11 protein-coding genes are annotated in these 12,817 nt (G+C 53.7%); 3 read left to right on the top strand and 8 right to left on the bottom strand.

Annotation, left to right across the window (positions count from 1 at the left end):
• Positions 1 to 245 precede the first annotated feature (245 nt).
• Both ACFWUL_RS10860 and ACFWUL_RS10865 read left to right on the top strand, forming a co-directional pair.
• Positions 246 to 1,184, top strand: coding sequence for a metallophosphoesterase family protein (locus ACFWUL_RS10860; protein WP_416177301.1), 939 nt, complete (start codon positions 246 to 248; stop codon positions 1,182 to 1,184).
• A 288-nt stretch (positions 1,185 to 1,472) separates the two neighbouring features.
• Positions 1,473 to 1,826 (top strand): hypothetical protein, encoded by a 354-nt coding sequence (locus ACFWUL_RS10865; protein WP_416177302.1) that lies wholly within the window; start codon positions 1,473 to 1,475, stop codon positions 1,824 to 1,826.
• Between the two features lie 580 nt (positions 1,827 to 2,406).
• Here ACFWUL_RS10865 and ACFWUL_RS10870 read toward each other — a convergent pair.
• The 6 genes from ACFWUL_RS10870 to ACFWUL_RS10895 all read right to left on the bottom strand — a co-directional run bounded on the left by ACFWUL_RS10870 (position 2,407) and on the right by ACFWUL_RS10895 (position 9,503).
• Positions 2,407 to 2,736: a hypothetical protein gene (locus ACFWUL_RS10870; protein WP_416177303.1), complete on the bottom strand. Its 330-nt coding sequence runs from the start codon at positions 2,734 to 2,736 to the stop codon at positions 2,407 to 2,409.
• Positions 2,737 to 2,861: 125 nt separating this feature from the next.
• The gene (locus ACFWUL_RS10875; protein ID WP_416177305.1) at positions 2,862 to 3,938 is read right to left on the bottom strand and encodes a S66 peptidase family protein; all 1,077 of its coding nucleotides are present in this window, start codon (positions 3,936 to 3,938) and stop codon (positions 2,862 to 2,864) included.
• A gap of 375 nt (positions 3,939 to 4,313) precedes the next feature.
• On the bottom strand, positions 4,314 to 4,970 hold the full coding sequence (locus tag ACFWUL_RS10880; RefSeq protein ID WP_416177306.1) for an HAD family hydrolase: 657 nt from the start codon (positions 4,968 to 4,970) through the stop codon (positions 4,314 to 4,316).
• Positions 4,971 to 5,461: 491 nt separating this feature from the next.
• Positions 5,462 to 6,658 (bottom strand): type II secretion system F family protein, encoded by a 1,197-nt coding sequence (locus ACFWUL_RS10885; RefSeq protein WP_416177307.1) that lies wholly within the window; start codon positions 6,656 to 6,658, stop codon positions 5,462 to 5,464.
• 663 nt (positions 6,659 to 7,321) lie between these two features.
• A complete protein-coding gene (locus tag ACFWUL_RS10890) occupies positions 7,322 to 8,323 on the bottom strand; it encodes a type IV pilus twitching motility protein PilT (protein WP_297020104.1) in 1,002 nt (333 codons plus the stop codon).
• Between the two features lie 4 nt (positions 8,324 to 8,327).
• Positions 8,328 to 9,503 carry a GspE/PulE family protein gene (locus ACFWUL_RS10895; RefSeq protein WP_416177308.1) on the bottom strand — a complete coding sequence of 392 codons (1,176 nt, stop codon included), beginning with the start codon at positions 9,501 to 9,503 and terminating at the stop codon, positions 8,328 to 8,330.
• Positions 9,504 to 9,952: 449 nt separating this feature from the next.
• Between ACFWUL_RS10895 and ACFWUL_RS10900 the strand changes: the two genes are divergently transcribed.
• On the top strand, positions 9,953 to 11,242 hold the full coding sequence (locus tag ACFWUL_RS10900) for an ATP-binding protein (RefSeq protein ID WP_297020110.1): 1,290 nt from the start codon (positions 9,953 to 9,955) through the stop codon (positions 11,240 to 11,242).
• Between the two features lie 443 nt (positions 11,243 to 11,685).
• On the opposite strand, the gene ACFWUL_RS10905 is transcribed toward ACFWUL_RS10900, so the two are convergent.
• Both ACFWUL_RS10905 and ACFWUL_RS10910 read right to left on the bottom strand, forming a co-directional pair.
• Positions 11,686 to 12,063, bottom strand: coding sequence for a type II toxin-antitoxin system death-on-curing family toxin (locus tag ACFWUL_RS10905; RefSeq protein ID WP_416177309.1), 378 nt, complete (start codon positions 12,061 to 12,063; stop codon positions 11,686 to 11,688).
• Positions 12,060 to 12,308, bottom strand: coding sequence for a type II toxin-antitoxin system Phd/YefM family antitoxin (locus tag ACFWUL_RS10910; RefSeq protein WP_297041456.1), 249 nt, complete (start codon positions 12,306 to 12,308; stop codon positions 12,060 to 12,062). Before ACFWUL_RS10910 ends, ACFWUL_RS10905 begins: the two co-directional genes overlap by 4 nt.
• Positions 12,309 to 12,817 lie beyond the last annotated feature (509 nt).

Raw genomic sequence — 12,817 nt, forward strand, 5'->3', positions numbered from 1 at the left:
ACAGGTGAATGGGGCTAAAGGTGGTGGGTCGAGCGCCGCTTCGCTGGCTCGACCGGGTTGTGGGCGCTATCGCGCCGGGGGCATAATGTGAATCCGCCGCCAAAGGCGGCCATTGTACCTTATGCCCCCGCTTCAACAACCGAAGGGAGTTGAAGCCACCACCCGGTTGGCAAGTGTCAGCGATGCCAACCCACAACCCTTAGCCCCATATACCCGCTTGGGACGATTTCCAGAAAGGATCTGTCATGCTCCATAAATTTCTCTGCCTGTCCCTTGCCTTCTGCTGCCTGGCCATTGCCGGCTGCGGCAGCCGGACCGCCTCTTCCTCCCAGAAAGACTATGAACGGATCGTGGTGGTGTCGGACCTCCATTATCCCACGAAGGCGGTAAAGGAAGACAAGCGGCAGGCCATCCTGGACAACAAGGAAAAGGCCCGGCAGGACATTAACAGCTGGAAAGACGTGGACCTCACCGTGTTTACTGGAGACATGGTGGCCCAGTACGGCTCCATGGACCAGATGAAGGAAGCAAAAAATTTCATCGATGGTTTCTCCGGGGATAAAGCCTATATCGCCGGGAACCATGAGCTCTTTTATAAGGAAGAACTGAAAAACGGAAAGCCCGTCATGGCGGATCCTGCTCTCCGGGCGGCGCACGAAGAAAACTATCAGAAAGTCTTCGGTCCCCTCCACAGCACAAAGGAAATGGGACAGTACTTCCTCATTTTCCTGTCTCCGGAAGATACAAAGGGAAAATACCCGGTGGAAATGTCCAAAGAAGAACTGGACTGGCTCACGAAGACACTGAAAGAAAACCAGTCCAAGCCCACCATTATCTTCTACCACGCTCCCTTATCGGACACCCTCATTCCCTATAACGACAAAGTGGGCAGTCCCCGGAATTTCGCCCAGCCCGCAGGGGCCATCGACCTCCTGCTCCTGACCAATCCACAGGTGAAACTCTGGGTATCCGGCCACACCCATACGCCTCCCACAGAGCCCTCCTTCAATAACGAAGTGAACTACTACCACGGAAAAATCCTGGATGTCTACAACCCCACCTGGGACGGAAAACAGGTATGGACCAATTCTCTCTATCTCTATAAAGACAAAATCGTTATCAAGACCTGGGACCACAAAAAGGGAGAATGGATGGACAACATGACGAGAACCATTACGTTGTAGACGGGATGGGGACTATCGGTTTTCGGTACTCATGGGTAGAGTCACCGGCATGGGGCTGCTAGCTGTTAGCTTCTAGCAGCTAGGTAAGCTGGTCGGCCTACGGCACGAATGACTGACGATAATATTGAGTGGAAGCGCCGCAGGCGGGCCAGACTTCCTAAAAGCTAGCCGCTAGAAGCTAGAAGCCCCATGCCAGTGACTCTGCCCATGAGCATGCAAATCCAGCCGCAAAGCGGCTGATACCCTCGATCTCAGTCTCAATCTCGATCTTATTTAAAGGAGGTTCCCATGAGCGGAAACAAAGAAAAAAATATGGAACTTTACATCCGTTACTACAGCATTACTACGGTGCCCAAGGAATATACGCCCCACACGGCGCTGCCGGAAGAAAAGCCGGCGGACATGGGGGATTTCCTTTCCGCCCTGGCCAATGCGAAGTCCGAGATTTCCGGCCTCACACCCTACCTCTTCGTCCTCATTGAGACAGAAAATGGCGGTGCCTACTGGCAGTACATCGACCTGGCCGGGAGCCTCTCCCTTATCCGCTTCACCAGCCTGGAAAGTTATGTAGACGCCACCAAGGTAGTATTCCCCAACGGTGCCTACATGTACCGCATCAACCGGGTCTTCCTGCAGCGGTGAGGCTGAGAGTACGCATGCACGGGCGGGGGCTTCTAGCTATTAGCCTCTAGCAGCTAGTGAGTCGTCTCAATTATATTTGTGCTAATGATAATTTAATTATGTGATAACTTAGTAATAGATTCGCAAATTGGAACTACCTCCATAACGTCATTTCGAGCGGTGGTAGCATGCGAAATGATTGCACAGGTAAAAATCGCTACAGCTACGATGAGCCCCAAAATCTTTCTTGCATTCGGGAATACAGGGCTTTTTAACCGTACTTAGTGTTGTAAGACCGTCAGAGGCATCTACCTGAGAGATCTCGGGGCTCTATCTCACATTCTATTTTTATGTATTACGTCATTACGGCGCTTATCACCGGAGGGAGCGCGTCACTGGATTCTCAGTCGCCTGCGGTGCTTCCCGTCTGATGATTCCGATTGATGACATTTAATGGAAGGCGCCGCAGGCATGCAAAAAAGCTCCCCTCCCGGGGAGCCTGGAATTTCCCGCCTTGCGGCCAACGAAGTCTGACATCTGACTGTCTGAACTGTCTGATGTCTCTCTTGCGGTGAAGCTGCCGAGCCTCAACTCTCAAATCTCAAATCTCAACTCTCAAATCTGCATTTTCCAGCTTCACCACGTCCACCACCGGTTCTTCATAGGGGTGGGCTTTTTTGATGGCTGCAATCACCCCTGCCAGGTGTTCCTCGTCCACCCGGCACTGGAGGATGTACTCCGCCGCCTCCGTCCGTTCCCCCACTTTTCCGTTGTAGGGGTGGGCGCCGTCCATGGTGATCCAGGAAGACCGCACTTTCCACCAGGACATGCAGCCTTCATAATTTCCGATTTTACCGCCACCGGCTTTCTCGATGGCCTTCCTGACTTTCCGGAGCGCTTCCGGAGGGAGATAGACCTGGATTTTGTACATGATGGACTCCTTTCGTAGAAAGAGTATCTAGTAGCTAGGCGATCAGGCCCTGCGGGCCATAGCAACCGATTTTCATTTGCGGCAAAGCCGCTGGACCTCAAATCTCAAATCTCAAATCTCAAATCTCAACTCTTAGCCGCGGAGCGGCTCTTATAGTCCTCCTCAATCACCAGGGAAGCGCTGCCGTCTTCTCCGGCGTGGAGGGAGGCCTTTACCCACAGGGGGAGGAAGAGGTTATCCGGACCGTGGCCGATGGGAAGGCCTTCAATCACCGGTTTCCCCGAGAGCTTGGCATAGTGGGCGAGGACGTCGTGGATGGAAAATTCCCCGTTTTCCGGGGAGGCGCCGTAGAAATCGCCGTAGGCGATGGCGGAAACCCGGGAGAGGAGGCCATTCTGGTAAAGCTGCTGCATCATCCGGTCCACCCGGTAAGGATCTTCTCCCGTATCCTCCAGTACCAGGATGGCACCATCTCCCTTGAGACCGTAGGGGGTGCCGCAGAGGGAAGCCAGCACCGACAGGTTGCCCCCTTCCAGGATACCCTCCGCATCGCCGGGGGTGAGGGCCTTCAGTTTCCTTCCGGCGGGGAGCCGGATTTCTCCCTTCGGCAGGCTGCCGGACAGGCCGTTTTCGAAATTGTAGAGGGTGAAAGCGGTGTAATTGTAATCCTTGAAGCTGGACAGCATGGGACCATGGATGGTGACGATGCCGCTCTTCTGGCCGATGGCCGTGTGGAGGGCGGTAATATCGGAAAAGCCGATGAGCATTTTCGGATGTTTTGCAATCATCTTGTAGTCCAGCTTGTCCAGGAGCCGGGCGGAGCCGTAGCCGCCCCGAAGAGAGACGATGGCCTTGATGCTGTCATCCTGGAAGAAATCATTGATATCCTTCGCCCGTTCCTCGTCACTGCCGGCCAGGAAACCATAATCATCGGTTACCGAAGGGGCCAGTTTCACCTTGTATCCCAGGGACTCCAGAAGCTCGATGGACCGGTTGTAGTCCGTCATGCCCCCGTGGGCCGCCGGGGCCAGGACGCCGATGGTGTCCCCCTCATGGAGGGCCATCACCTTTTCCCGGGATGATTCTGCCTTCCCGCTGTCCCTGCCGAAGAGGAAATGAAAGGCTCCCACCACCAGCACCACCACCAGCACCGGCAGGATGTAGAGCTCATATTTTTTAAACCATTGATAGAATCTATACATGCCAAAGACTTCCTATGAATTAAAGTATAAAGTACGTTTAAGCGCCAATGACAAGTATAGCACGGAATGGGGAAGGGGTGTAGGGGTGCTTATGGGTAGAGTCACTTGGGGCGGGGCTGCTAGCTCCTAGTTGTTAGCAGTTAGGAGATCTCTACAGCCTACGGCATGAACTGTTAGCGCAAACAGCAGGATGAAAAGTGCCGCAGGCTGACCAGCTTTCCTAAAAGCTGGAAGCTAAAAGCTAGAAGCCCCCACCCGTTCACACGACGCCCAACCACACAGGCGCCGCAGGCTGATCGGCTTTCCTGGAAGCTAACAGCTAATAGCTAACAGCCCCATGCCAGCCGACTCTGCCCATCAGCATGCAAAACTACGTCATCCATTCTCATTTCTCTCAAAAAACTCTTTTGCCGCAAGAAGACTTTCAAAAATGGCAAAACACTTTTCCCTCATTTCCCCGGTTACGGGCATGAGATCCGGCACCATGATGGGCTTCATGCCGGCGGCAAAAGCGGCGCGGATCCCGTTGGGACTGTCCTCGAACACATAGCACCGGGAGGGAGAAAGGCCCATCTTCCTTGCGGCCAGGAGGAAAATGTCCGGCGCCGGCTTTCCATGCTCCACTTCCTCCCCGCTGGCCAGGGCATGGAAACAGGAAGAAAGGCCGGTGACTGTAAGGTTAGCCCGGATCTGCCTCATGGGACTGCTGCTTCCTATGGAAATGGTGTACCCCTTTTCCCGGAAGAAAGAGAGAATCTCCCGGCATCCCGGTTTCTCCGGCACCTTTGTCAGGAGCCGCCGGGACACCCGCTCCTTGCAGAAATACTGGATTTCCGTCCCGTCGGATACATGGTAGTACCTCTCGATGATGCGGTTCATGGGATCCCCGCTGGTACCGCAGATATCGTATGCAAAGGACTTCGGAAGGGACAGGCCCCGCTCCTGGGCTATCCGGTTCCATTCCTCCTGGAATACACTTTCCGTATCAAAGAGGGTACCGTCCATATCAAAAATAACACCTTGGGAATTCATGAATCACCTCGTGGGAAAAAACAGAATTGAGAATTGAGTGAAGAGAATTGAGGTCCGGGGCCAAAGGCCCGGAAGTGAAGAGTGAAGAGAAAAGAGAGAAGAGTGAATCCGCCACAAACCCTGTCTCCCCCTTCGGGGTGGCAGCGAACATGATTTGAAGGAGCGTTAACGACGCACAAATCATAGTGAGTCGCTTTCCCGCAGGGTGAGATGTCGCCGGATGCGACTGAAGGGGTGCATTTGCCGCGAAGCGGCCGATTTCCAGCCCCCACGGAAACCCGTCATTTCGACCGGTGGTAAGCGGAGAAATGACGCTGACAGTAAGAATCGCTAAAGCATAGAGGAGTGGAGAAATCTCCCAGAAGTACGGGAATAGAGTTCTTTTAAAAGAGAAGGAAGCTGGAATGGCGGCGAAGCCGCTTAAGATCCAGGTCTAGGCCTAGATCTTAAGGGCCTTCGGCCCTGAACCTCAGCTCTCCGCCGCAAAGCGGCTACCCTCCCATATGGCTTCCGGCGGCCTGGAATACCGGCAGCATGACGGAAAACACGAGAAACGCCGTGACGGCACCGGTGAAAATGAGGAGGGACGGCTCCAGGACAGCCCGGAACCGGTGCAGCTTCCGCTCCGTTTCCTGGGAAAGAATATCTCCTGCGTGCCGGAGGAATCGGGGCAGTTCCCCGCTTTCCATGCCCACCCGGCAGAGGTGGCACACCAGGGGAAAACCAAAGTTCCCTGCGCCCAGGGCCCTGTCAAAGGACTGCCCCTTTTCCAGTTCACCGATGACCTGGGACAGGGCCTTCGTGGCGGCTCGGTTATGGAGTACCTCCTTAACATCCCGGAGGGATTCCGAAAGGGTGCGGCCGCTCTCCAGAAGGGCGGAGAGGGTGGTGCAGAAGCGGATAAGCAGGATCCGGTGGTAGAACGCCCGATGGTACAGGAACCGGTCCAGCCTTTTTTTCCCTTCCTCCGTCAGGCAGAAAAGCGTCCCGCCCAGTACCAGGAGGAAAAGGATGGAAAAGAGGAGGACCCCATAGTCCCGAAGCCAGAGCCCCAGTGCCAGGGCGAAGGACGCCATCTTTGGCAGGGGAATGGACAGGGCTTCAAAGAGCAGGGCAAAGGAGGGGAGAATGAATGTAAGAATCACAAAGAAAAGGACCAGGGAGAAAAGAGTGGTAAAAAGGGGATAGGCCAATGCCCGCTCCAGCTGCCGGATGAAACGGTCCTCCTTCTCGTAGTATTTTGAAATCCGATGGAGCTCCTCCGGCAGGGTGCCCGACAGTTCCCCCACCTGGAGAAGGGATATGAAGAAAGGCGGGAAACAGCGGACCCGGCGGAAACTGTCCCCGATGCCGTGGCCGGTGGAAATGGTCTTCCCTATATCGGAAAGCACCTTTCGCTCCTTCCGCCCCAACTGCTCCTCCAGAAGGGAAAGGGAGTCCGTCATGGTGAGCCCCGCATCCAGGAGGGCTGCCCATTCCTCTGCCAGGAGAGACAGCTTCCGGCGGGAAGCAAAGGGCCGTCCCCAGGAGAAGAGGGACTTTTCCTCCTTCTTTTCCTCCAGATGGATGAGATGGAGATCCCGGGCAAAAACCTCCCGGGCCGCCTCCATCCGGGACTCCGCCAGCAGCCGGTCCTCCACGAGAACCCCGCTTTCATCGTAGGCCTTGTAAACGAATTCTTTCATCATCGGTACCTCGCTGGGGTAGAATTGAGAATTGAGTGAAGAGAATCGAGGTCCAGGGCCAAAGGCCCGGAAGTGAAGAGTGAAGAGAAAAGAGAGAAGAGTGGATCCGCCACTAAGCGGCTCAAGGAGTCTGATAGTCTGCCGTTTCCCGAGAAGTGACACTATCCGCAAAAACGCTCCCCCTTGGAGAAGGGGGACGGCCAAAGGCCGGGGGATGGATAGCCGCGAAGCGGCTTAAGAAGCCTGGCATCTGAAGTCTGACCGTCTGACGTCTCCAGCAGAGTGACGCTATCCATCAAAGCGTTCCCCCTTAGAGAAGGGGGACGGCTAAAGGCCGGGGGATGGATAGCCGCGAAGCGGCTTAAGGAGCCTGGCATCTGAAGTCTGACTGTCTGACGTCTCCAGCAACGTGACACTATCCATCAAAAGCGTTCCCCCTTAGAGATGAATGTGCTTCGGCCGGGCTCTAAGGTGCTCGCTTAGTGTGCAGGAACGGCTCGCAAATGAGCCCGGCTTGGGCATCCTCTGCAGGATGCCCACATAGGACATTCAAGTTTGGCATAAATAAGGCGCTTGGCCTGCCCATTAAGGCGCCTTCCTTTTAAGCCAAACGGGGGACAGCCAAAGGCCGGGGGATGGATAGCCGCGAAGCGGCTGTCCCTATCCTCACAATTCCAGATACTTCATCATCCTCTCCCGTTCCCGTTCCGATATATTCCGGAGGCCATACACCGCCTGCTTCAGGGTACGCATCTGGTTCAGTCCCATTTCCATGTACGAAGGGATCTGCTCTTCCTTTCCTTCCCGGATGAGGTGGGCAATGGCGGGGATGTTGGTGAGGATTTCCCGGATGAGCCAGGTGTCCTTCCCGTTCCGATAGAGCTGCTGGGCTGCCACGGACCGGAGATTTGCCGCCAGCAGGGCCCGGGCTTCCTCCTGCCGGTCCGCCGGGAAGGCGTGGATCATGCGGCCGATGGAGTCGGCGGCCCTGGTGTTGTGGAGGGTGCCCAGCACCAGGTGCCCCGTCTCTGCGGCGGTGAGGGCGGCGGATATGGTCTCTCCATCCCGCATTTCACCGAGAGCAATGACGTCAGGATCCTCCCGGAGGGCATCCCGGATGCCGGAGGCAAAGTCCGGCACGTCCATGCCCACTTCCCGCTGGTGTACCAGCGCTTTCCCCGAAGGAATCACATATTCCACCGGGTCTTCCAGTGTCACCACATGGCAGGGGCGGTGGCTGGCGATGAGGGTGAGGATCCGGGCCATGGTGGTGCTCTTGCCGCTGCCGGAAGGTCCCGTCACCAGCACCAGGCCATGCTCCAGAGACGCCATTTTTTCCATCCATTCCCTGTCCGGGTCCTGGGAAATGGAGGACAGGGTGGGGAGGATGCGGATGGCGGAGACCATCTTGCCCAGGGAGTGGTACATGTGGATACGGAGGCGGCAGGTGCCGGTGGAAGCGCCGCTGTCACAGGACCCCCGGGTATCCCATTCCTTTCTCTTTCCGTCATCCAGGAAATGGTCTGCCAATTCTTCGAAAAGGGCAGCGTCCGCCGTTTCCCGGAGCTTTTTCAGGCTGCCCTGGGTCCGTATCATGACAGCCTCTCCTTCCGTGACGTGAATATCGGTCATGGAGGGGTACTGGCCAATCAGTGCATTGATATCCATACAATCAATCCTCCCCTGCCAGAATCAGAGAACCCTCTTTGGGGGAAATCTGTCCATCCCTCACCAGGGCCAGTGCCGCTTCCCCCATGGAAGGCTGTCCCTGGCCCTTCATGCATTGCCGAAGGCCATCGGAGGTGAACCCGTGATGGATGAGGTCCCGTTCCCTCCGGCCTATGGAAATCATTTCGAAAACTCCCGTCCGTCCCCGGATCCCTTCGTGGCAGGAGGGACAGCTTCCCTCTTCCCAGACCGCACGGCCCGCCATATCCTTTGGGAAACCGAAAGAAGCGCATTCCTCTTCGGAAAGCTCCTTTTTCCGGCGGCACTTGGGACAGAGACAGCCCGCCAGCCTCTGGGCCATGACCAGGGACAGGGAGGCGGACAGGAGGTAAGGGGCCACGCCCATATCCATGAGCCGTAGCGGCGCATCGGAGGCATGGTTTGTGTGGAGCGTAGACAGCACCAGGTGCCCCGTAAGGGCCGCATGGACCGCGATTTCCGCAGTCTCCCGGTCCCGGATTTCGCCGATCATGATGATATCCGGGTCCTGCCGCACAATGGAACGGAGGCCGCTGCCGAAGGTGAGGCCCGCCTTCTCATTCACCTGGACCTGGGTGATACCCTCCAGCCGGTACTCCACCGGATCCTCCACCGAAATAATGCTGAGCCCCTCCCGGTTCACCAGCTTCAGGGCCGCATAAAGGGTGGATGTCTTCCCGCTGCCCGTGGGGCCGCAGGTGAGGATCATGCCGCTCTTTCGGGTAAGGCATTTCCGGAAAACCTCCTCCTGCACCGGCAGCATGCCGAGGCGGTTCTTCTCAATGAAATCCACATGGCTCGAAAGGAGGCGGATGACGATATTTTCCCCATACAGGGAAGGGAGGATGGAAATGCGGAAATCACAGGACTTCCCATCCCAGTCGGCGGCATAACTCCCATCCTGGGGACGCCGGCTTTCTCCCACATCCATGTGGCCGATGACCTTGGACCGCACCGACAGGCCGGACAGCATGGAAAGGGGCATCCGGAACCGCTCCCGGAGCCTGCCGTCCTCCCGGAACCGGACCCGAAGAAAGGAAGCCTGGGGCTCGATATGAATATCACTGGCCCCCTCGGACACAGCGCATGCCAGGATGCGCTCCAGTACCCGCTCTGCCGAACCTGCCCTGATTTCCTCCATAATGGCCTCCTTGAGAGTATAAAATGACCATTTTCCTTATTATATCAATTAAAACAGGGCGATGGCTATAGCCGATAGCTGCTCCGCAGCTAAGAGTTGAGAGTTGAGGAAAGAGAGTTGAGTTCCCGCGACTTCGCCGCTATTGGAATCCTAAAGACTCTACACAAATAACGTGAAAGAGCTTCTGCAGTAGGCTCCTTCCTTGGGAAGGGGCTGCCCACCGGGCTGGGGTTAGCTATAGGAAACTGATGGAAGCGCTGCAGGCTGGTTACCTTGATCCCAATCTTGACCTCAATCTGAATCAGAGTGCAATTGCCGCGAAGCAACTGGCCACTAACCGCATATTTTTATCCGGAGGTCATTGTCTTCATAAAAAATAACAGATACAATAGAGGAAATAGATTTTATTATCTTGCGGCATGCCGCACTTTTATAAAATGGAGTGGACCATGGAAATTGAAAGACCCTTTTATCTGAAGCAGCTGAAAAAGAAAAAGAATAATGGCCGAATAAAAATTATAACAGGAATGCGGCGTGCCGGAAAATCGTATCTCCTTTTCCAATTGTACCGGAAGGAACTTTTGACGGAAGGAGTTAAAGAAGATGCTATCCTTACCATATCGTTGGATGAATTGGCCCATGCCAGAGAAAGAAACCCCATAGAACTGGATGCCTGGGTCCGGAGCCGCATTAAAGATCCTCAAAAAACATACTATGTATTCATAGATGAAATCCAGTTTGTAGAACCTATGTCCAATCCCTATGTACCAGGGGCCGTCATTACCTTTGTGGACGTGGTCATGGGGCTCATGAAATTGCCAAACCTGGATCTCTATATTACAGGCAGTAATTCCCATATGCTTTCCTCTGATATTTTGACACAGTTCCGTGACAGGGGAGATGAAATACGGGTATATCCTCTTTCCTATAAAGAGTTTTTGGAGACCTGGACAGGGGACCCACGGATGGCCTTTAACGAATATTGTACCTATGGAGGAATGCCGGTGGTTCAGTCCCTTTCAGGGCATGAAGAGAAAAGCAGATATTTGAAAGACCTTTTCACCGGTACCTATATCAGGGATGTAGTAGAAAGGCAGCATATAGCAAAAGATGAGACCGTATTGGAAGAACTGCTGGATATTTTATCCTCTTCCATCGGATCTTTTACAAATCCGGCGAAATTATCACGTACCTTTGAATCGGTGGGGCATATCCGCCTGTCATCGCCGACCATTGCCAAATACATAGACTATTTTATCGATGCATTTCTGTTAGAAAAAGCGCAGAGATATGATATCAAAGGAAAACGATATATCTCTACTCCCTATAAGTACTATTTCACCGATGTGGGACTTAGGAATGCGAGGCTGAATTTCCGACAGCAGGAACCGACACATATCATGGAAAATGTCATATTTACAGACCTCTGCAGGAGGGGTCTGGATGTAGACGTGGGAATGGTAGAGTATAACTACCGTGATCCGGAAGGGAAGAAGCTCAGAAAAAATTTTGAAGTGGACTTCGTAGTCAACGGTGGAAACCGCAGATGGTATATCCAATCTGCCTTTCGAATGGACACAGAAGAAAAGAGAAGACAGGAAACAGAATCCCTTCGCCACATTGATGATTCGTTTCAGAAAATTGTTATCCTGCGGGATCCCATTATCCCCTGGCAGGATGAAAAAGGTATACTTTACATGGGTGTAGAACAGTTCCTTACCGGAGACGAAATGAAATAAATACGCGCCATTTTATAAGAGTGCGGCATGCCGCACTCTTATAAAATGGCGTTACTATTGCCACTATCTGTCACTCGATTGGCCGGGTCCCAAAAGGAAGGCGCTTTAATGTGCAGGATAAGTGTGCAAGTCCTGCATAGGACTTGCAAGTCAGCCGTAAGTTGGCGTCTTTGCTGCACAATAAGACGCCTTCCTTTTATCGGCTGGCCGATCAACTTGGACCAGACTTGAACATCCTATGCAGGATGTTCACCCTGCGGGCACCTCCCCCATAGATGGGGGAGGTCAATTATCAGCAGCTGCATCGCTATTGGAACCCTGATGACTCTATCCCTAAACCCAAAAATTGATACAAAAAAAGCCCCCCTTGGGGAGGGGCAGGGAGAGTACCTCAATTCTCTTCACTCAATTCTATTTTTTCGCTGCAGGCCGGTTATCTCGATTTATTTCTGGTGGTTCAATACCCAGGACAACAGTTCATTAAAAGTACATTGCCCAGCCGCTGTTTTCATAATTATATCAATCAGTTCTTCCTGCGTGTAATTCAACGCAATATGATTCAATTCCAAAAATACAAGCATTGCATGAGCGCCGATCCGTTTGTTCCCGTCTATGAATGGATGGTTCATTATGAGTCCATACCCCAGTCTTGCCCCTTTCTGTTGTATGGATGGATACATATCTATGTTGTCATAAGATTGGAAAGGAGCAGCTAACGCCGATTGCAGCAGCCCTTTGTCCCTCAGTCCATCGATACCTCCGGTTTCCTCTATCAGCTGTCTGTGAAGAAGAATAACCTGTCGTTCCGTAAGAATGATCATTTAGCCAGGACCTCATAGGCTTTCCTGTTTTTATCAATCAGTCTTTTGGATATGGTCAATATATCCTCGTCCGAGGCCTCCTGTACCTTTGTGGCTTTTCCGAATTCCACCAGAAGATAGCGAGGTGCATTATTCTTCAATATGACCACAGCGCCCTTTTCATCTGCCAATCTGGCCACCTTCGAGAAATTCTGGTTAGCCTCCGTCATGGAAACCATGGCATCCGTATTTACATTCATCATCATTTCCCCCTTTCTATCCTGATTATATGGACTTTCTAGGATAAATTCAACCTATAATAGGAAGAGTGGAGGAAAGAGCGTTAAGAGTTGAGACCTCGCGGCTTCGTCGCCCGGGGACTACGTAAGCGGTGGAGGGGTGCCGATGGGATTGAGAAAGAACGGCCAGGGCAGCTTCAGCGAGAGCCCCCTCCGTCTGGTCACAAAAGGAAGGCGCTTTAATGTGCAGGATAAGTGTGCAAGTCCTGCATAGGACTTGCAAGTCAGCCGTAAGTTGGCGTCTTTGCTGCACAATAAGACGCCTTCCTTTTATCGGCTGGCCGATCAACTTGGACCAGACTTGAACATCCTATGCAGGATGTTCACTCTGCGGGCACCTCCCCCATAGATGGGGGAGGTCAACAATCCGCGGCTCCGCCGCTGATGGGCTCCTGGTGCCTCTAACCCCAAACCAAAAATTGATACAAAAAAAGCCCCCCTTGGGAAGGGGCTGCCCACCGGGCTGGGGTTAGCTA

Origin of the sequence: Dialister sp., from assembly GCF_047832375.1 — a bacterium.
Taxonomy (GTDB): domain Bacteria; phylum Bacillota; class Negativicutes; order Veillonellales; family Dialisteraceae; genus Dialister.